A 21,029-nucleotide genomic window follows, 5' to 3' on the forward strand; every position below is an offset into this window, starting at 1 on the left:
AGAACATATGGAAGGATTTTTTGGTCAATATGGTGGTGCTTACGTGGCAGAGACATTGATTCGTAATTTGGAAGAATTGAATAGGGAATACAAAAGAATTAAAGATGAGCCCGACTTCCGTGACGAAATATCGCAACTGTTAAAGAACTTCGTCGGTAGACCGACTCCCATTACTAAGCTTCATCGCCTTACGGCGGATTTGGGGGGGGCCAAGATATATCTAAAACGTGAGGACTTGACCCATACAGGTGCCCATAAAATTAATAATGCTCTAGCACAGGCAATTCTGGCTAAGCGAATGGGGAAAACTCGGATCGTTGCGGAGACAGGTGCAGGACAGCACGGTGTTGCTGTTGCGACAGCTTGCGGTTTGTTAGGACTTTCATGTGTCGTGTATATGGGAGCAGTAGACGCTGAACGTCAGGCTCCTAATGTACAGCGGATGAAGTTACTTGGGGCTGAACTACATTTGGTACACAGCGGTCAAAAGACACTGAAAGATGCGATTAGCGAAGCAATTCGTGACTGGATAACCAATGTTGAAGATACTCATTATTTACTCGGATCGGCCGTAGGACCTCACCCATTCCCAGACATGGTTCGTGATTTTCAGTCCGTTATTGGAGAAGAAGCTAGAGAACAAATCCTTCATGAAGAAGGACGATTACCGGATTACGTTATCGCTTGCGTGGGCGGAGGAAGCAATTCCATTGGTATGTTCAATGCATTCTTGGATGATGCCGAAGTCAAGTTGATCGGCGTTCAAGCTGCTGGAGAAGGGATTGAGACGGGGAAACACGCGTCACCTTTGATCAAGGGTACTCTAGGTATTATTCAAGGTAGCATGACGTATATGCTTCAAGATGAAGATGGACAAATTCTAGAAACTCATAGTATTGCTCCGGGTCTGGATTACCCAGGTGCGGGACCACAGCATAGTTACTTGAAGGATACCGGACGGGTCGAGTATACATCGATTAATGATAGGGAGGCATTGCTAGCCTTTGAGCAATTGTGCCGGATGGAGGGTATTCTTCCAGCCCTTGAATCTTCGCATGCTGTTGCCTATGCACTTAAATTAATTCGTGATTTACCCGACAATGCGCTCATCTTAGTTAACTTATCCGGCAGAGGTGACAAGGACCTGACTCAAGCTATTGCAGCTTTGGAACAAATCAAGGAATCGGAGGTATTGCTATGAGCCGTATTGATGAGATGTTTGCCCGTTTGCGGGTAAAAGGGGAGTGTGCTCTTATTCCTTATATTCCAGTGGGATATCCAACAGCTGGAGAGTCAGAGTCTCTGATTCGTGCGATCGCTGATGCCGGAGCAGACCTCATAGAACTGGGAGTTCCTTATGCTGACCCATTGGCGGATGGTCCAACGATACAGGAAGCTAGCTTAACTGCCGTTGCGAATGGAACGAACTTAAGGACCTGTATATCGATGGTTAGAACATTGCGAGATTCTGGTATGGAGACACCGATCGTATTGATGGGTTATTGCAACTCTTTTCTTGCTTATGGGTTAGATCAATTGGCAGAGCATGCGAAGAATGCTGGGGTGGACGGTTTTATTATTCCGGATTTACCTTCGACGATGGCTAAGTCTTGGGTCCAAATTTTTGAATCCAGAGGATTGAAAGTCATTTTTTTTCTAGCTCCGACGACGAGTGAAGAACGGGCGACTGCTGTTGTGGAGCAGGGTCAGGGCTTCTTGTACTGTATTAGCGTGGCGGGTGTTACAGGAGAGCGGGAATCCATGTCTGAGGACTTACCACAGTTTATTAAACAAGCTAGAACCGTTACTACGCTACCGCTTGCTGTCGGCTTCGGCATATCCAATGAACAGCATGTGCGTGAAGTAAGTGAATATGCAGATGGGGCCATTGTGGGCAGTGCGCTGATTAATGTAATCAGACATTCTGAACCTCACGAGACAGAAGTAGAGGTACGCCGTTTTATTCAAAAAATGAAACAAGCGACACGGAAAACTCCAACCCCTATTTAATATAAAAGAGAATAATAGGCTGTGCTTTCGCACTTGCCAAATTGTACCCCGGGGTCCGACTTAAGACTCATGAAGGAGGTTCGTTAATGCTTCAATCTTTGATTATCGGATTTGGAAGAGCGGGGAAGGGTCTTCATTATCATTGTCTTCGTAAGGCTTACCTGATGGAGAATAACGAGGATCTCTTTAATCCACATGTTGGAGTTGTAGACCCTCGATTTGCAGAAATAGGTTCAAGCAATCCGATTCTAACGGGTTTCTCTCGTCTGGATGAGGTCAAGGGCTTTGATCTCTTTAATACGGTAGTGCACATCTGTACACCGCCCGAGCTGCATACTACGACACTGCTTGAAGTCGTCAAACGTGGGTATCGGATGATTATGATGGAAAAGCCACTGACGACAACCCAACAAGAGCTAGAAGTGATTCGGGAAATCCAGAATAGTTACCGATGCGAGATATTGGTGGTAGCGAACTGGCTCTCCAGCTCGCTGACTCGGAGTATTCATTCATTGATTCAATCAGGCATTTATGGCCCGCTCCGTTTTCTGACAGCAGAACAGAACAAATCACGGCTATCACGTACCTTGGCGAATCCAAGTCATCATAATGCTTTTGATGTGGAGATTCCCCATCTGGTAGCTTTGGCATTATTGCTTGGGGGAAAAGATGCACAGGTCATTGAATCTGAGGTTCGTGATATGCAAGTTGGTGAGCACGTGATCCCCCATATGGGGATGGCAAAGCTGACACTCCAGCATGACCACGGTCTAGTCTCCAGATTGAGTTCGAATCTAGCAACTCCCGTAAGGAAACGAAGAATTCAGTTGAATTTTGATAGTCATGTTATATTCGGATATTACCCTTCAGCACAAGATGATAGCCATTCTTGGCTAGAGATTTGCGACGGGTATGGACATGTGCTAGAAGAACAGATTTTACACGATGACCCTTTATCAGCAGTATTCATAGAATATTATCGTTATTTTTCTGGGCAAGGGGTGAAACCGGTTAGTGATCTAGATTTCAATGTTCAGGTCGTAACAATGATTTGTCAGGCTAAGAAACAATGCGGGTTGTTGACCGCTGAAGCAGAAATAACTGAAGGTAATAGTCAGTCCTATAATCTGGTCAATATGGGGTGAGAGCATGAGTGTATCTTTTTTTTCGGGGTCTACGTCTTTCAAACAACAATGGCCTTTTATTTCTGAAAGACTGGATCAAATTATTGATGATGGCAAATTTACGAATGGCCCTACGGTTCAAGAACTGGAACGAAAGCTGGAGAATTTCACGGGTGCTAAACACTGCATTGCTGTTGGAAATGCAACGGATGCATTAATGATCATGTTACGCGCTGCCGGAGTGGGTATCGGTGACGAAGTGATCGTTCCTTGTTATTCCTTTTTTGCATCGGCTTCAAGTATCGCACATGTGGGCGCGACTCCAGTCTTCTGCGATATTGATCCTTCTACATACACCATTGATGTGGAACAGATTGAACATCAAATTACGCAACGTACAAAAGCCATTATGCCGGTTCATTTATTCACGCAGATGGCGGATATGACAGTGATTAGACAGATTGCAGAACGCCATAACCTGTTGGTACTCGAAGATAGTGCCGAAGCGATTAGTATGTTCCATGAAGGCAAACATGCCGGACGACTTGGTAATGCGGGTGTAATCTCATTTTTTCCGACTAAGACACTGGGAGCTATTGGAGATGCTGGGCTGATTCTGACGGATGATGACACGATTGCGGATCAGGCACGTCTTCTGCGCATACATGGTCAGAACGAAGGGGTTCCATATATCCATCAAAGAGTCGGATATAACAGTAGAATGGATGATATTCAGGCAGCTATCCTGATTGTTCGACTGGAATTTCTGCAACAGGAAATTGCCCGTCGCGCCTACTTGGCGGCCCTCTACAATCGTAAACTGGCTAATATCTCGCAAGTGCATACTCCGCTCATCAAGAAGCGTGGGGATGAAACAGCGAACGCTGTATATTACGTGTACCTATTGGAAACCGAGCAGCGTGATGACCTAGTAGCTTATTTAACTCAGCACGGGATAGGTACTGAAGTTTATTATCCGTTTCCACTCCACACGCAGCCATGTTTCTCTCACCTCGGATACCAAGAAGGGGATATGCCTCACGCTGAGCAAGCAGCACGAAGAGCAGTGGGTCTACCCATGTATCCAGACATGACGGATGAACAAGTGGATGAGGTATGCGAGCAAATCCATCTTTTTTTTGCAAAGGGGGATGAATAATGATAGTTCCATTCTTCAATTATGCAAGTCGATATGAGGAAGATCGGGAAAAGATTAAGGAAATTGTGTATGAAGTGGGCATCTCGGATAACTTCATTCTCAAGGAAAGAGTTACGGAATTTGAAGATGCTATTCGCCAGTATACGGGTGCCAAGCATGCCATAGCAGTAGCTAATGGGACCTCGGCCCTTACGATTCTGTTGAAGGCGATGGGTGTGGGACCCGGGGTGGATGTTCTTACACCAGCGTTCTCCTTCATTTCAACAGCCAGTGCCATCGGATTACTCGGTGGTCGTCCCGTTTTTGTCGACGTAGATCCATTAACTGGAATGATAGATCCTCAGGACTTGGAAAAGAGAATAACACCAGCAAGCAAAGTGATTATTCCAACGCATTTGTTTTCTGTTATGGCTAATATGGAAGCGGTTCAAGAAATCGCTAGTAAGCATAATCTAATGGTGCTGGAAGATAGCGCCGTAGCCTTAGGAGCACGTCAAAAGGGTGCTATAGCAGGAATGATTGGGGATGCAGGGCTATATTCTTTTTTCCCAGCCAAACCTCTTGGTGGTATAGGAGACGGTGCAGTGATTGTCACGGACAACGATGAGTTGGCACGAGTCAGCCGCATGCTACGCAACCATGGACAGGATGGCATTACTCGTTTTTATCATCATCTAGTGGGATACAACAACCGAATGGATGAGACTGTCGCAAGTTATCTACTACACAAGTTACACCGCTATGACGATTTGCTTCATCGGAGGCGTCAGATTGCAGGGCTATATAATGAATCATTCAGAAGTTGGGCACCTATGTTACAAGTCGTTACGGCGTCGCACGAAGAACGGGTCTATTACACTTATGTCATTCAAACGGAGAAGAGAGATGAACTACGGACTTTTCTCTTGGAACGTGGCATCGAGACACAAATTTATTATCCTGTGGCTTTACCACTTCAGCTCGCGTTTGCTTATTTGGGTCACCAACCCGGTGACTTTCCGAATGCGGAAGCGATCACGGGCAAGGCTTTGGCACTACCACTATATCCTGAGATGCCAGATGATCATGTATTCCAGGTCATGTCTGCTGTAGCGGATTTTTGTACAAAGGTGAACGTTCATGTCTAGACCCAGCGGCATGACTCTGTCAGGTCTTAGTGATGAAGCTGGTGCGGAACTTGCGGTTCAGCTGCAGGCACATATGGAATTAGGTTGGAGAGAGATTGAAATTCGCACGGTGGAGGGACGAGCTCTAAGTGATTGGGATACTACTCTCTTAAAGAAGGTACGGAGGGGGATTTCAGAAGCTTCATTGAAAGTTACTACGGTGGCCTCACGTATTGCTAATTGGGAAAGACCTATTACAGGAGCATTTGAACCTGATCTGGAAGAATTGAAGATCTTAGCTGACCGAATGCCTGTGCTCGGAGCCAAATATGTAAGAATTATGTCTTATCCCAATGACGGTTTGCCGGATCATGAATGGCGGCAAAGGGTGATGGAACGAATGCACCAGCTGACGGAAATGGCGATGGATGCTGGGATTATACTCCTCCATGAAAATTGCTCCGGCTGGGCCGGTACTTGTGCAGAACACGCGTTAGCGCTTGTTGAGGAAGTTAACAGTCCACATCTGCGCCTGATGTTTGATACGGGAAACGGCATAGCATACCGCTATGATACGTTCGATTATTTAACTAAGGTTGGGAAATATGTCGAGCATGTTCATATCAAAGACGGGGTTTGGAAGGATGGGCAAGAAAGTTACACTTTGCCGGGTGAAGGTGATTCTAAGGTGAAGGAATGTTTACTTTGGCTGAAGGAACAGAACTATAAAGGCATATTGTCCATTGAACCGCATCTGCATCTCATCCCACATCTAAGACAAAACAATAGTTCTACTAATCATAAGGACTCTTATATTGCTTATGGAAGAAGACTTGAGAAGCTGTTACAGGAGCTTCACATAGGGTATCAGGGCAACGGATTAGGAGCACCAGGTAAGGATACAAGAATGGAGCATCAGATATGAGTACTCTATTTACAGAGGAATATTCCACATTACTGATGAGACTGCTCCAGATCAACACGATTTCACCGCTGGAACTCAAACAACCCTCAGAGATTGCACAAGCACAAGAGGAATACGCGAAATTCGCTGTGGAGCGGTTAGGTTGTGAAATTGTATTTCATTCTCCCCCCGAACCACTTGAACTGGAAGCAGATATGTTGCCATTGAGTGTAAGTGAGTGCGCTACTGAGATGGGGCCAGTCTTTTGGGAATCTCAACCGAATCTGGTGCTGCGATGGGGCCCAGAGAGACCGGTTGAAGAAACGCTGATGTTTAACTTTCATATGGATACTGTCGATGGCGTTCTGCCTGTGTCGTACAAGGATGGACGGTTCACTGGACGTGGAGCAGTCGATATGAAGGGGCCTGGTGTTGCACTACTTGCTGGCATTGCGGGGGCCCTGCGGGATCATCCCACATGGTTGGACGAATTCAGCCTACTTATTCAATGTGTTTCTGGGGAAGAAGGAGGGGCCATGGGAGTCTATGGGACGAAGCTACTTGCGGATCAAGGCTGGTTAGGTAGCCTCAACTTGTTCGCGGAGCCCTCGGACGGTGTCTTCTTTGATCAATCGACCACTTCCATGACTGCAAGGATTGATATTCATGGACAGGATTCGACGGATGATGCCCCGCAAGCGGGACATAACGCGACTCTTTTGCTCAGTTATCTAGCTGAACATATGCTCGCTCGGTTAGCAGGTCCAATTGAAGGTGCTGGGGGGAAAATGTGCCTTGCAGGCATTCATACGGGTATGATGCATAACAAAGTGTATGGAACCGGTCGGTTACTTATTAACTTCGCCTATCATTCGATCGAAGGTGGACGGCGGATTCGTCAACTTGTGGAAGAGGCTGTTCACCAGCTACTCAAACAATTTGCAATTGAATTTAGCGGAATCGCTCCAGCACGTTATACGGCGGAAGCGGCCGAAGATATTTGCGAACTCACTTGGGTAAAGCAAGGGCTGCCTGTTCTGAACAATCGTCACCCGGAGTGGGAAGCATTTCTTGATGGATTAGGCTGGTTACGTAACCCCGATGGGATGATTGGACAAGCATTCACATGTGATGCCATGTGGGCCCAGCATAGCGTAAATTATACGATTGTATATGGGCCTGGGAGTCTTGGTAACAATTTAGCTCATGCTGAAGGAGAATTTGTAACATTAGACGATCTTGAACGTTACGCAAGTGAAATCAGAAAATTACTGATAACATATGGTACCCACAGGAGAAATATGAATCGATTGGATGTGGTTAAGGAATATGAATAAGAATAACAAAGTGAAAATGAACAAGGATAGCTTACATCAATTCGTAACTGAAGTGTTTGAAGCTTGCGGTGTAGATGCTGATAACAGTCATGTTGCGGCAGGTGTGCTCTGTTATGCGGATGAGAATGGCTTTGACACGCACGGAGTTACTAATTTGGAACGGATTTATGTGGCACGTCTATTGGATGGACGGGTGAACCCCACTGCCAAGCAGACTGTAGTAGCTGAAGCGGGCGCTACCGCGGTTATTGACGCGAATCATGGTCTTGGTTTAACTGCCGGTGTGAAGGCCATGGATCTAGCCATACACAAAGCCAAAGAAGCTGGGATAGGATGTGTCGTTGTCCGCAACTCGTCTCATTTCGGGAGTGCCGGTTATTATACAGGACAAGCATTGCAGGCAGGAATGATCGGAATGGCGATGACTAATCTGGGAACACAGACGATCGCCAGACCTTTAAACGGTAAGGTGAACATGCTTGGGACTAACCCCATTGCTCTTAGTGCACCTGCAAGCGTTCTGCCACCTTTTGTGTTGGATATGAGTACGACCGTAGTGGCAACAGGTAAGATTCGTTCCGCAGAGCGTCGGGGTGAATCAATCCCAGAGGGATGGCTCATAGATGACAATAGCTTACCAGTAACTGACCCTGCAGCTTTTGATCAAGGTACAGGTCATTTGCAAATGCTCGGAGGTTCGCTTGCAACCGGTGGAGCCAAAGGATATGGGCTTGCTCTAATGGTAGATATTCTGTGTGGAGTATTATCTGGTGCAGATGTGGGACCAGATCCGAGACTTTTAGAGCAGAATCTTAAGGATGCTGGGCAAGAGGACCAGAATATCGGACATTTTTTCCTAGCTATAGATGTGGCTGCATTTCGACCGCAGGAAGAATTTACATCACATATGGATCAGATGTTGCAAACGCTGCTAGATTGTCCTCCAGTCACGCCGGAGAAAAAGGTGATTTACCCCGGTTATATGGAAGCAACGATGCGGCACGAAACGGATGAGGTGACCATCGATCAGGTGGTTTATGAACAGTTGGTACGTTTGGGATCTCAATTGAATGTTACATTGCCTACTTCTAAGGAAGAAGCCGAAGCAAAGTGAATCGATCAAGGTTGCATATGGGGAGGAAATCAATTAATGAAACTACGGGTTGGAATTATAGGTATGGGTGTTATCTCCAAGTTTTATTTACATGCGCTACGGAATACGTTAGACAATCCTGTCCTTATAGCAGTTTGTGATTTAAGCGAAGAACGGCTAAAGCCCTTTCGACAGGAGGGAATTCCCTGTTATAACGACTATAAAGAAATGCTGAGACGTGAGGATATTGATGCAGTCATCATTAATGTACCCAACGATAAGCATTTTGAAATTTGTCGAGATTCGATATTAATGGGCAAGCATGTATGCTGCGAAAAGCCCATGACCATGAATATGGATGAAGCGGAAGAGCTAGTCAATGTTTCTATAACAGCTGAGCTCACCATGTTTACCGCATTTCACAGGCGTTATAATATCCATTTCGTGAATGCCTTGAAGAAACTTAAGTTTGATGATGAGATTGTTAGAGTGACAGCGAGTTATCTTGAAAGAATAGAAGAACACGCTGGGGATGACCAATGGTACTTGCAGCCTGAACGGTGCGGGGGCGGCTGTATTGCTGACAATGGCCCGAATGTATACGATACATTGGCTTTCTTTCTCGGTCGACTTCACGTTACATCTGCTGCCATTACACGCAACAAGCATCATGTAGATGTAGAGGCAATAGTAGAGTTGGTTACGGAATCGGGGGTTCCTGTATCCGTGCATTTAGATTGGGCCTATCCTCACGGAGAAAAGAAAGATGTCGTGATTCATTTGAAGAATGGGAAGACCATTCGAGCAGACATGTTGGCAGGATTCGAAGAATTCAAATCATCCTTGTATCATGAATATGAACAGATTTTACTTGATTTCCAGCATCAGGTCTCTACTGGCGAATGCCATGGGGAAGATGGGCGAGATGCAGTGCGACTTGTACATGATACCTATCATGCAGAGCCCATGACAATATGAATCAAGCGGTTAAGCGGATCGTTAAGGGTACATTCGTAGGTCTTTTATTTCATACACAGGAAGATCGGGGTATGCGTCTCATCGAATTTGACACACGATGTGTACAGCAAGGAGAGATTCATGAGATTGTCACCACTACACATCATCAAGCAACAAATGGGGATCGGATCGACCGAGTTGGCTTTCTGGGATTTGCGGAAATGAAGTGCGGTGGGGTTATCGGCCGAGGAGATCCGGTGATGATTAAGGATCAGGTCATTGGAACTGTTCTTGGTTTTGACGATTGTCATTTTCCCAACCACTATAATATCCTGATCTCCACTATGGATACGTTGACCGCTGATGATTTAAAACTGGAAGTAGAGATGCTGATTGCATTTGGTATAGGTAACTGAGAAGAAGGAGTGGATCAATTGAACCTTATAGGGATGATCAAAAATAGAGAGGCCCGCATCGGAGTCATAGGCATGGGGTACGTAGGGCTACCACTCGCCTTAGCATTTGCCCATGAGGGATTTGCTGTTACAGGGATTGACCTCAATGAGGAGAAGGTACAGTCGCTTAATGATGGGGAAAGTTATATATCAGGAATAGATGATCTTTGTGATGTAATAGAGGCTGGATTATTCCGTGCAACCTGTGACTTATCAGTTATCCGGGAGCAAGATGTGATTAGTATTTGTGTTCCGACTCCACTCAGTAAAAATCAAGATCCTGATCTTTCCTACATCCGTTCTGTCGTTGAAGAATTAAAGAAATTTATGAAACCAAATGCACTGGTTATACTGGAAAGCACAACATATCCAGGTACAACCGAAGAGTTGATCGCCAATGAATTACTTCGGCTTGGTTTGAAAGTCGGAGTGGACTATTTCCTCTGCTACTCACCAGAAAGGGTAGATCCTGGTAACCCCACTTATAACATTTATAATACACCGAAAGTAATCGGGGGGATGACCCCTAATTGTCTAGATCTCGGTGATGCGCTATATTCAACTATTTGTGCACAGACTGTGAGAGTATCCACGACTCGGGCAGCAGAGATGTCTAAGTTACTAGAGAATACCTTCCGGAGTGTGAATATTGCCTTTATTAACGAGATCGCTCTATTGTGTGACCGGATTGGTATTAATGTGTGGGAAGTTATTCAAGCTGCCTCCTCTAAACCATTTGGATTTATGCCATTCTTTCCTGGACCAGGTATTGGAGGCCACTGCATTCCATTGGACCCGATGTATTTATCATGGAAGGTAAAAGGTGAAAACTTCTTCAGTCGCTTTATAGAGCTGTCTCAGGATTTGAACCGAAACATGCCAAGGTACATTGTGCAGAAAATAGGGGATGTGTTAAATACCAAAGGGAAAAGCATTAAGGGTTCACGCATCTTGCTGTTAGGCATGGCCTACAAGCCGAACGTAAGTGATTGGCGAGAATCGCCAGGGCTTGAAATTTATGAACTGCTGGAAGAAAGAGGCGCTATATTGGTAGCGAATGACCCATTTTGCGAACAAGTACGGACGGATAAGGGACAAGTTGTGAAGATTCAGAAGAACATAGACAACAATGAATTGGTAGGATATGACTGTGTTGTGCTTCTTACTGCACATTCCGTTTATGATCTGTCTGCGATTATCGACTCAGGTGTTCCTATTCTGGATACTCGTAATGCGTTCGCAGCCTTTGATGTTCCAACCGTTGTAAGAATAGGCGATTCTATGTCAGCCATAAATGAACCCAGCCTTGTCGGAATATAATAGATATATTTACAGAGGAGCATGGATATGTACAGTCTAATCACAATGAGCCCTCAAGTTGAGGATCGTTTAGTAGGAGTTAAAGTTTACGGTTTACATCTTCAACTTTCTCCAATTGAGCATGAATCTAAGGTGGATTTTGCAGAAGAATGGGAATTGATCCATTCCACATGGCGTGGCAAAAGTAAAACGGAAGTAGCAGCAACACCGATCATGGCAGCTTATCAGGATTTTTATCAGCTTATAGGTCTGAATCCTAAAAAATATCCCCCCTCTGTGCAAAATTTGATTCAGCGCTTTTTCATCAAAGAGGAGCTGGACAAGCTTCCCCGTATCCATCCCATCGTGGATGCAGTTAATGTAGCTGCCCTGCAACATTTGATACCACTTGGCGTATTCGATGCTGAATGTGTAAGTGGGGAAATTCATTTGACGTTTACCCAGGGGGGAGAGGCATTTCAGGGACTAGGGGAGAGTGAACCTGAGGAACTGCCGGAAGGATTATTAGTTCTCGCGGATCGTGAGAAAATATTGTCTCGCTTTTGCTATCGGGATGGTGAATCACAGAAGGTGAAGGACACTACGCAGGACGTCTGGCTTCTGGGCTGTCAGGTTCCGGGAGTAGAAGAAAAGGCAGTTAAAGATGCACTGACAGAAGCGTTAGAGTTGTTAAAGCGTGTTTATCGCTGTGAGACGACGCTCATTATTGCAGACTGAAGGGAGTGCAGACGCCAATGAATAACGGTAACAAGCGTACTTCACTTATACGCCGTTACGATATGGCCATTTGGATTCGGGTATTAGGCAATGCACTCAACGCCATGACAACTTTTATTATCCGGCCATTCCTGGCCATATATCTATATGATAAACTGGGCGGTTCTTTAGTCAGTGCCATGCTGGTTATGGGTCTTCAACCCTTCGCCGGGATGATCATGGGAATCTTCGGCGGGGGACTCAGTGATCGTTTCGGGCGTAAACCCGTGATGCTTGTTGCATTGCTGATTCAGGTTCTGGGTCTCGGAGCATATACCATGGCAGATAGTGTGTGGGCTTTCGCTATCATTACCGCTATTATGGGTATCGGTTCTGCATTATTTACACCGGCAGCGAATGCTATGATCTCGGACGTCGTTTCGCAGGAGCAGCAGACAGAGGTATTCGCTTTATTACACACAGCGTCCAATGTCGGCGCAGCTTTCGGTCCTGTGATCGGTTTACTCTTGTTTCAATGGAACAGTACGGTTGTCTTTGTAGCCAGTGCGACTATTCTATTAGCCTATATGTTTCTGGTATTTCTTAGAGTGCCAGAGTCACTGCATCAGGAACATCATACGACCACTGTACGGACATATGACCGTATATTAGATCATAAAGTTCTTTATGGAATAACTTTATTAGCAATGCCCATTGGGCTTATCTATGCTCTGGTTATTTCCATTCTTCCGTTTCATTTATCTGATCATTTTGCACGTTCGACCGATATTCTAGCTTCACTTATGACCTTTAATGGCATTATGGTTATCACCTTGCAACTATGGTTAACCAAGAAGACAGAACTTTTGTTGACCTATCGAATCATTGGCCTTTCTTATGCTTTGTTCGCGACTGTTGCTATGGGTTACGGATTTTCTCGATATATAGCACTCTTGTTTATCTTCGAATTTATCTTTTCTATCGGCGAGATGCTTGTAGGGCCACACTTACAAAAAGAAATTTCGAGCTTGGCTCCAGAAGGCAAACGAGGATTCTATTTCTCAATCTTCGGTCTGCATATGCAACTCCCGCTTGCCTTTGGACCTGTAATTGGCGGTCTTATATACACGACTTGGAATGGAACGATGATGTTTACACTTCTAGGGGTATTGTTCGTAGTGTCAGGAACAGCGCAGGTTCTGCTGATTCGCTGGCTAAAGAGGCAAAAGGAATCGTTCTTAAAAGTAGATAACAGACTGCGCAATCCAGTAAATGAGGAAAGTTATCTAACATAGATCAAGAGTATTCAAAAACTTCATGATCAAAAACTACACATGTTGAACACCGAGAAGTTAGTCCTGTGTGATTAGGAGCAGCAGCGTGTAGGCAAACCCACATGAACATCGATTCGAGGGTTGCAACAAGAGCGAAACGTCAACGAGGGGTGGAATGCAGGGATGAAGGGTGCCACAAAAGCATATATAGCGATGTCCGTTGCAATGACAACTGTCGGAAGTTCAATCGTGGTGGGCAAATGGGTTACCCAGGTATTCCCTGTATTTCTGGCTTCTCTTCTTCGGTTTGGATTAGCGTCTATGCTACTTATACTTATTCTTATTCTAAAAGAAGGCTTACCTAAATTAGGCAAGCGAGAATTCCTTCTTCTGCTGATACAAGCTTTAACAGGTGTTTTTCTCTTCAACATATGTTTGTTGTTTGGTCTGAAACGGACCCCAGCTATAGAGAGCGGCATTATCACTAGCACGACTCCGATGGCTATCTCACTGCTCTCATGGTTTTTTTTCAAGGAGAAGATGTCCTTACGGTCTTGGATCGGAGTGGTTATGGCAGTTGTGGGTGTAGCAACAATTCAATGGCTAGACACAACTTCAGTATCAGTTGAGGGTAGAGGATTAGTGTGGATAGGCTATGCGCTCCTATGTTCTGCAGTAATTAGTGAGGCACTGTTTACGTTAATTGGTAAAAGTCTGTCAGGGAAATTATCTCCACTCGCAATCACGACATACGTGACCACATGGGGATTCTCCTTATTTCTTCCAATGGGTATATATCAGGCAGCCTCGTATGATTTTGGAAGACCTTCTTTTACAGATTGGCTTTGTATTGTTTATTTAGCAGTGGTTGTTACCGTGATTGGGTTCGTGCTCTGGTATTACGGTATATCCGTAGTCTCAACCGCCACCTCAGCCTCTTTTACTGGGATGATTGCTGTCTCATCACTCCTCCTTTCGAACATACTTCTGCACGAACCGATGGGATGGAATCATTTAGGGGGCATGGGGATTGTTATTGCCGCTATCTTCTTTACCGCACAGTCAGAGAAATATTCGAAACAACCTATAACCCAGGAGTACGATAAATGGACTATATAACAATTTAGAAAAACGGAGGCCTGAATATGAAGAAGGAGAAAGTAATTGTCGCTATTCACCGCTTTGGGGATTATATTCTAGGAGGATTTGTGAATTACAGTCAAGTGATTGATCATAGCACCCATCATGTGATTTACCTAGTGAATGCGCGTGGTTACAAAGATATAGAAGCCTATCATGATCAAGCGGCACAAGTACATGAATTAGCAGATATTGAAGACTACACATCTCTAGAAGCTGCGATGAAGCAAACGATAGACATGTATGGACAAGTGGATCTTGTGATTGCGATGTCTGAGTATGATCTAATTAACGCGGCCAAGCTTCGTTCACAATTCGGGATTCCGGGCACTTCTGAAGAAAAGGTAGCCTTGTATCGCGATAAAATTGTGATGAAGGAGCGTCTCAAAGCGGATGGAGTGCGTATCCCGAGGTTCTTGGACTATGAAACTCCTGAAGAAGCGATCGCGTTCGGAGAGGAGACCGGTTATCCGCTTATTCTTAAGCCTAGACTAGGTGCTGCCAGTCAAGGTGTGCGACGCGTCTCAGACCGGAGTGAGCTTGAAGAGGCTCTTACCTCTATCGAAAAAGCTAATGAATCACAGAACTATCAATGTGAGGAATTCATCAACGGTCCAATTTTCCATATAGATGGATTAATTGAGCATGGCGAATTACAATTTATTGCTATATCTCAATATGTTAATGGCTGTTTGGCTTTCTCTCAGGGAATTCCTAATGGTTCTTTTATCGTAACGGACAGGCTTCCTTTGAAGAATCGAATGACCCGGTTCACAGAAGCGGTACTGCACTCTTTAGAACTCCGAAATGGATGCTTTCATTTAGAAGTCATTGATCGGGATAGTGTCGAAGCTGTATTCTTAGAGATTGGCGCCCGTATGGGTGGAGCAGAGACGCCATTCCTTACACTTGAATTATACGGAGTTAATTTGTGCGAAGAATGGATCAAAATTGAACTTGGAACGTTCAACAAGATAACCATTCCGCAGATGGGTATTCATGGTGGCTTACTTCAGTTTCCTGAACCCCCATGTGTACCGGCTGAAGTTGTTCAAGTGAGTAGCCTTAAGGGACTAATCCCGGAAATATTTCATGAACAAATACCGGAGCCCGGTGAGATTATGGATGGAAAAGGCTCTTATTATCATATTAGTGGAAGATATATGTTCCGTGGTGATAGTGAAGCGAAGGTTGAAGCCGCTATTCATAAAGCCATCGATCTGTTCCATATCGAAGCTAAACCTTTAGAACCTTCACCTATATAGTCTCTCTACTTTCATTTAGTATGTTGTCCGTTTGAACCTATTCCGACTTGAAGGAGAGAAGCCTCTAATGAAAAATATATTGCTTGTCAGTGATCTGGGCGGATTTCCGCCATCTTTGCAATCATTATCTGCAGTCGCTAATGTGTTCGTCTATATTCCCCGTCCGAGTGCTGTAACTAGCCATTATATGGCTTCTATTAACCGTTATGCCTCGGGCGTCGTCAAAGAAGGCAGGGGGTATACCTCCGGTGGGTTTCATCATCCGGATTGGGTGACATACACGGGGGCTGAGGCTTATACACTCTCTGAAGAAGAGATGGTAGGTCAGATGATTCACTATGCTCAATTATTTAAAGTCGAGGGTATGATATTTGGGGGAGCCGAGAATATGGTTCTGTCTGTCGCTCGGGCGGCCGAAGCAATGGGGTTTCGTTCTGCTGGAGTTGATGCAGCACGCAGAGCACGTAACAAGCATACCATGCGTGAGATGTTTCGCATCGTGGGCGTGCCATCTCCTGAATTTCGTGCTATCCGCTCAGAAGGAGATATGTTAGCCGCTGTAAGAGAACTTGGTTATCCACTGGTACTCAAACCCACATATCTGGCTTGCTCTATTGGGGTAACACTTCTGGATGGTACACGTGATCCGGTAGAGGTGTTTCGTGAGGTTCAGAAGGATATTCTGACAAATACGAGAGACTCGCAGCTCTTTAATGAAGAATGCATGTTTTTGGTAGAAGAATATATGGAAGGTTGCAATACGGATTGGTATGATAATCCTCTATATGCTGACTATGTCTCTGTAGAAGGAATGATGGTTAATGGTAAATACCATCCCGTTGCCATTACCGATAAGACACCGATGCTCTCTTCCTTTACGGAAACGTCACATATTGTGCCAAGTGTACTGGATGCTGAAGCCCAAGGAATCATCGTAGATGCCTGCCGCAAAGCGAATGAAAGTCTGGGCCTGCAGTATTGCCCAACTCATACCGAAGTCAAGCTAATGAAGAACAGGCAAGTGGGTATTATCGAAACAGCTGCCCGTTTCGGGGGGTGGAATATTATTCCGCAAATTAACGATGTCTTTGGTCTGGATATGACGAAGGTCTGGGCGGAAATATTAATGAATGGGGATTCGCTAGGGTTGCCGCATACCTTGTTAAACCAAGCGGATAAGTCTCGCTGCAATATGCGTATTTATCTACAGGATAACCCTCTTGATCCATCATGCACATATCGCTACAAGGGATATGATAAGTTGGACAGTCTCCTATCGGAAGGCGTCTCCATTCGTACAGAGACGGAGATCCCACGAGATACCGTGGTAAGCAGTATTCCTCATCTAGACGCGATGAGTTTTGTTTCTACATTAGATCTAGAGGGTACGAATTCCCAAACTCTCGCACAGTCGGTACAGAATATTCGGCGGGGTGTACGATTACGTGTAACTGAATTGAATACGTTGAAGACTGAAGTTAACGTTTAATTCTATACTATTTGATGAATGGCAAAGAGAAAATCACGAAGATCTTAGTCAAGGTCGACGATCATATTTTATCGAGTCATTTATTCTAAAATAGATGGTATTATTGAAGTGGGAACAGGGTTAATTATGTGAATGTTTAACTACATTAATTAATATTCTTGGATGTACGTATGAGAGGGTTGGATACGATCATATAGACAACTAAATAGGAATTATTAAGCCATGACCGCTTCTCGGTATCTATCGGGGAAGCGGTCTTTCTATTGTTCTGGTAACTTTATGTAGCGATAGGCGGTCAGAGGCGTGAGCTCATATTTCTACTTTGATTCATGCCATATCCTTGTTATTTATATGATAAATTCCATCTATCGGATAATACTTTATGATTTCGATTAGTTGTTCAGCCATATAGTCAGGAGAGTATTTAAACCCACTATTCATCCATTCCGTGATGATCCCTAAGATCGCATGGGCTTGAAACTAGCAAGGAATTCACGGTTTATTTTAGAATTAGGCTGACTATTGGAAAAGTCATGTAAGAAGAGTTTTTTTAGCTCAGTACATATTCTATTTTGCAAAGAGTGTAATTTATTCGCTCTCAATATAAGTGCGTAAAAATCTGAATTTTCATTAACATGTTCAAATATTTTGATTGCTGAAGAAGTAAGATATTTAATCTCAAAAACTTCAATATCTCGATATGGATCACGGTACGATGCAATTAATTCAGCCATGACATCATTAATCATTTCATCCAAAAGGTCTTCTTTATATTGATAATGTTTATAAAATGTCCCGCGATTCAGGTCTGCACGAGTAACAATATCCGTAATAGAAATGTCTATAAAATCTTTCTCGTGAATTAACGATAGTAGTGATTCTTTGAGAGCTGTCTTTGATTTTCTAATTCTTCTGTCATTATTACTCGCGATGTTAAGCATATTAAGTCTCCTTTGTTCGACAAAAAAATAAAATATTGAACAGATCATTATTGAAGTGTCTATTAACCAACAAATATCCTTCATTTTGCCGATTGTATAAATTTAATATTCTTTATTATACTATAAATAGATTTTAAATAATAAACACCTGTTCAATAACATCACGATAGTTCCACATTCGAACATTTGGAGGATTTGCTATGAGAATCAAAGACAAAGTTGCTGTTGTAACGGGAGCAGCTTCAGGAATGGGAAAAGCTATTGCACTACTTTACGCTAAGGAAGGTGCTAAAGTAGTCGTATCTGATTTAAATCTAGATGGTGCAAATGTAACTGTTGAGGAAATTAAGTCCAATGGTGGAACGGCTATAGCAGTCAAGGCAAATGTTGCTGTAGAAGAAGATATCCAGCGTTTAATTGACACCACGGTTAGTACATACGGCACAGTGGATATCCTAGTGAATAATGCGGGTATTATGGATAATTTTGAACCTGCTGGAGATATAGAAGATGATAACTGGGAACGAATATTTGCGATTAACACAACGAGTGTTATGCGGTCGACACGTAAAGTGTTGCCTATCTTTTTAGAAAAAGGAAATGGTGTAATCGTAAATATTGCATCTGCTGGTGGATTATTTGGTGCTCGTGCAGGAGCTGCCTATACCGCTTCTAAACATGCTGTTGTTGGCTTCACTAAAAACACTGCCTTCATGTATGCACAAAAGGGAATTCGCTGTAATGCGATCGCACCGGGTGGAGTTGAGACCAATATTGGTTCATCTATGACGAATATCAATCCATTTGGTGCTTCTCGTCAACAGCTTGGGATGGCTATTAACCCACGTATGGGTAAGGCGGAGGAAATTGCTACTGTTGCATTATTCTTAGCTTCTGATGATTCAAGTTTCGTGAATGGACAGATTATTGCCGCAGATTCAGGTTGGAGCGCATACTAAGAACGTGTTAATTAGTAGATGACCCTCTCAAGAATAATACAGATGTAACATTAATCCCCTTAAGTTAACACTCGAACAACACCTCATGTGATCATGCGGGAATGAGTGAAACGTAGAGGGGATTTTTGTTAGATTATTGACAGGAAAGCGTAGGGAACTATTATTTGGTAAAATATAATAACAAAGGAGTCATCCTAACGGCTGGCTCCTTTTCTTGTAACCTATTCTGTAAGCAACCATTGTCAGATTAACGTCACGATGGGGATATAATTTTCTGTAAGACCCTATGATATAATGAACTCAATTGCATTGAAACAGAAATTAACTACGGAAGCAGGTGTCATCGCTTTGAAAACAGTCGTCGTGATCGGTGGGGGTGTGACCGGATTGTCCACCGCTTACTATTTAAATAGATCCATGCAGAATAGCAACTTGGACATTAAGATCGTATTGGTTGAAGCCAGTGAAAGATTAGGCGGTAAGATCAGAACGCTACATGATGGAGATTTCACAATGGAATCAGGAGCGGATTCTATTGTAACGCGTAAGACCAACGTCGCACCTCTGATTGAAGAGCTTGGGCTACAAGATGAGGTTGTGTATAACGCAACTGGAATATCATATATCTATACAGAGGGTAAGTTGAAGCAAATTCCGAAGGATTCTGTTTTTGGCATACCGCTAACTATTGAGTCACTTGCCAGCACGGAACTCATCTCTGCCGAAGGAAAGGTTGAAGCGCTGAAAGATTTATACACTCCGAATGATAAGTTCACGAAGGATGACTCTGTGGGTGAATTTCTGGAAGCATGCTTTGGAAAAGAACTCGTTGAAAAGCAAATTTCTCCGGTCCTCTCGGGAGTCTACTCTGGGAATTTAGATGATCTTACGATTGCATCAACCCTTCCTTATTTAATCGATTATAAGAATGAATATGGCAGTATTATTCAAGGTCTATCTGCCAATAAGGCGAAGTTCCAAGGAAATGGCGATAAGAAGTTTATGTCTTTCAAGGGTGGGGTATCTGCTTTGATTGACGCTATGGATGAGCACTTGTCTGATACAGAGATTATTAAGGGCGTTCCGGCGGAAAAAGTCGAAAAGCGAGGAGAGCAATACCGTGTTTCTCTTGCTGATGGACGCACTTTAGATGCTGATATGGTTGTACTCGGAACAATGCATTCCACAGCACAAGCTCTGCTTCAAGACGAGTCATTGAATGAGGATTTCAATCAGTTATTTAACAGTTCACTAATTAGTGTCTATTTAGGATTCGATATCCCTGATAGTCAATTACCTGCGGATGGTACGGGATTCATTACAGCCAACAGTGATGATGTGAAATGTAATGCCTGTACGTGGACAAGTCGCAAATGGGCGCATACATCAGAACATCAACGCCTGCTTGTCAGACTCTTTTATAAAAGTTCTGGACCTCATTATGCTGCGCTGATCAAACTCTCTGAAGAGGAGCTACAGAAGGTGGCACTGCAAGACATTCAGACTAGTCTTGGCATAACAGGTTATCCTGTAACCTATGATGTGACGAAATGGCATGATGTGATGCCAAATTATCACATCCGACATCATCAGATCGTCGAATCACTCGAGAAGAAGATGGCGATGAGCTATCCGAATGTTATCCTTGCTGGATGTTCTTATTATGGTGTTGGCATTCCAGATTGTATTGCGAACGGTGAGAAGACAGCAGAACTGATCCTAGAGAAGGTCAATACTGGTTCCAGAATGGACTAGTATTCATATTATTCAAGTCATGAGAATAGCTGGCAGGTGCCGGCT

General features: G+C 44.0%; 18 protein-coding genes and 1 pseudogene. 18 read left to right on the forward strand and 1 reads right to left on the reverse strand.

The window, feature by feature from the left end; translation table 11 throughout:
- Positions 1-7: 7 nt before the first annotated feature.
- From trpB to J2T13_RS08575, 16 genes are all read left to right on the forward strand, one after another.
- Complete coding sequence (trpB, locus tag J2T13_RS08500; RefSeq protein ID WP_429370252.1) at positions 8-1,201, forward strand: tryptophan synthase subunit beta; 1,194 nt, start codon at positions 8-10, stop codon at positions 1,199-1,201.
- The gene (gene trpA, locus J2T13_RS08505) at positions 1,198-2,010 is read left to right on the forward strand and encodes a tryptophan synthase subunit alpha (protein WP_429370254.1); all 813 of its coding nucleotides are present in this window, start codon (positions 1,198-1,200) and stop codon (positions 2,008-2,010) included. The genes trpB and trpA overlap by 4 nt, the downstream gene beginning before the upstream one ends.
- A gap of 86 nt (positions 2,011-2,096) precedes the next feature.
- The gene (locus tag J2T13_RS08510; protein ID WP_429370256.1) at positions 2,097-3,155 is read left to right on the forward strand and encodes a Gfo/Idh/MocA family oxidoreductase; all 1,059 of its coding nucleotides are present in this window, start codon (positions 2,097-2,099) and stop codon (positions 3,153-3,155) included.
- Positions 3,156-3,159: 4 nt separating this feature from the next.
- Complete coding sequence (locus J2T13_RS08515) at positions 3,160-4,293, forward strand: DegT/DnrJ/EryC1/StrS family aminotransferase (protein WP_429370258.1); 1,134 nt, start codon at positions 3,160-3,162, stop codon at positions 4,291-4,293.
- Positions 4,293-5,420 carry a DegT/DnrJ/EryC1/StrS family aminotransferase gene (locus J2T13_RS08520; protein ID WP_429370260.1) on the forward strand — a complete coding sequence of 376 codons (1,128 nt, stop codon included), beginning with the start codon at positions 4,293-4,295 and terminating at the stop codon, positions 5,418-5,420. The genes J2T13_RS08515 and J2T13_RS08520 overlap by 1 nt, the downstream gene beginning before the upstream one ends.
- Positions 5,413-6,324: a sugar phosphate isomerase/epimerase family protein gene (locus J2T13_RS08525; RefSeq protein ID WP_429370262.1), complete on the forward strand. Its 912-nt coding sequence runs from the start codon at positions 5,413-5,415 to the stop codon at positions 6,322-6,324. Before J2T13_RS08520 ends, J2T13_RS08525 begins: the two co-directional genes overlap by 8 nt.
- Complete coding sequence (locus tag J2T13_RS08530) at positions 6,321-7,640, forward strand: M20/M25/M40 family metallo-hydrolase (RefSeq protein ID WP_429370264.1); 1,320 nt, start codon at positions 6,321-6,323, stop codon at positions 7,638-7,640. The genes J2T13_RS08525 and J2T13_RS08530 overlap by 4 nt, the downstream gene beginning before the upstream one ends.
- A complete protein-coding gene (locus tag J2T13_RS08535) occupies positions 7,633-8,754 on the forward strand; it encodes an Ldh family oxidoreductase (RefSeq protein WP_429370266.1) in 1,122 nt (373 codons plus the stop codon). Before J2T13_RS08530 ends, J2T13_RS08535 begins: the two co-directional genes overlap by 8 nt.
- 36 nt (positions 8,755-8,790) lie before the next feature.
- Positions 8,791-9,711 carry a Gfo/Idh/MocA family protein gene (locus J2T13_RS08540; protein WP_429370268.1) on the forward strand — a complete coding sequence of 307 codons (921 nt, stop codon included), beginning with the start codon at positions 8,791-8,793 and terminating at the stop codon, positions 9,709-9,711.
- Complete coding sequence (locus tag J2T13_RS08545) at positions 9,708-10,106, forward strand: DUF6917 domain-containing protein (protein ID WP_429370269.1); 399 nt, start codon at positions 9,708-9,710, stop codon at positions 10,104-10,106. The genes J2T13_RS08540 and J2T13_RS08545 overlap by 4 nt, the downstream gene beginning before the upstream one ends.
- 33 nt (positions 10,107-10,139) lie before the next feature.
- Positions 10,140-11,465, forward strand: coding sequence for a nucleotide sugar dehydrogenase (locus tag J2T13_RS08550; protein WP_429370505.1), 1,326 nt, complete (start codon positions 10,140-10,142; stop codon positions 11,463-11,465).
- A gap of 27 nt (positions 11,466-11,492) precedes the next feature.
- Complete coding sequence (locus J2T13_RS08555; RefSeq protein ID WP_429370271.1) at positions 11,493-12,182, forward strand: B3/B4 domain-containing protein; 690 nt, start codon at positions 11,493-11,495, stop codon at positions 12,180-12,182.
- Positions 12,183-12,199: 17 nt separating this feature from the next.
- On the forward strand, positions 12,200-13,456 hold the full coding sequence (locus J2T13_RS08560) for an MDR family MFS transporter (protein WP_429370273.1): 1,257 nt from the start codon (positions 12,200-12,202) through the stop codon (positions 13,454-13,456).
- A 162-nt stretch (positions 13,457-13,618) separates the two neighbouring features.
- Positions 13,619-14,554 (forward strand): DMT family transporter, encoded by a 936-nt coding sequence (locus J2T13_RS08565; RefSeq protein ID WP_429370275.1) that lies wholly within the window; start codon positions 13,619-13,621, stop codon positions 14,552-14,554.
- A gap of 26 nt (positions 14,555-14,580) precedes the next feature.
- Positions 14,581-15,840, forward strand: coding sequence for an ATP-grasp domain-containing protein (locus J2T13_RS08570; RefSeq protein ID WP_429370277.1), 1,260 nt, complete (start codon positions 14,581-14,583; stop codon positions 15,838-15,840).
- Positions 15,841-15,907: 67 nt separating this feature from the next.
- On the forward strand, positions 15,908-17,329 hold the full coding sequence (locus J2T13_RS08575; RefSeq protein ID WP_429370279.1) for an ATP-grasp domain-containing protein: 1,422 nt from the start codon (positions 15,908-15,910) through the stop codon (positions 17,327-17,329).
- A gap of 327 nt (positions 17,330-17,656) precedes the next feature.
- Here J2T13_RS08575 and J2T13_RS08580 read toward each other — a convergent pair.
- Positions 17,657-18,354, reverse strand: a pseudogene (locus tag J2T13_RS08580) (TetR/AcrR family transcriptional regulator).
- Between the two features lie 116 nt (positions 18,355-18,470).
- On the opposite strand from J2T13_RS08580, the gene J2T13_RS08585 reads away from it, so the two are divergent.
- A complete protein-coding gene (locus J2T13_RS08585) occupies positions 18,471-19,229 on the forward strand; it encodes an SDR family oxidoreductase (RefSeq protein ID WP_429370281.1) in 759 nt (252 codons plus the stop codon).
- A 348-nt stretch (positions 19,230-19,577) separates the two neighbouring features.
- The gene (locus J2T13_RS08590) at positions 19,578-20,984 is read left to right on the forward strand and encodes a protoporphyrinogen oxidase (protein ID WP_429370507.1); all 1,407 of its coding nucleotides are present in this window, start codon (positions 19,578-19,580) and stop codon (positions 20,982-20,984) included.
- The last annotated feature ends 45 nt before the right edge of the window (positions 20,985-21,029 follow it).

This window comes from Paenibacillus sp. DS2015, assembly GCF_050433705.1.
In the GTDB taxonomy this organism is placed as follows: domain Bacteria; phylum Bacillota; class Bacilli; order Paenibacillales; family Paenibacillaceae; genus Paenibacillus_AQ.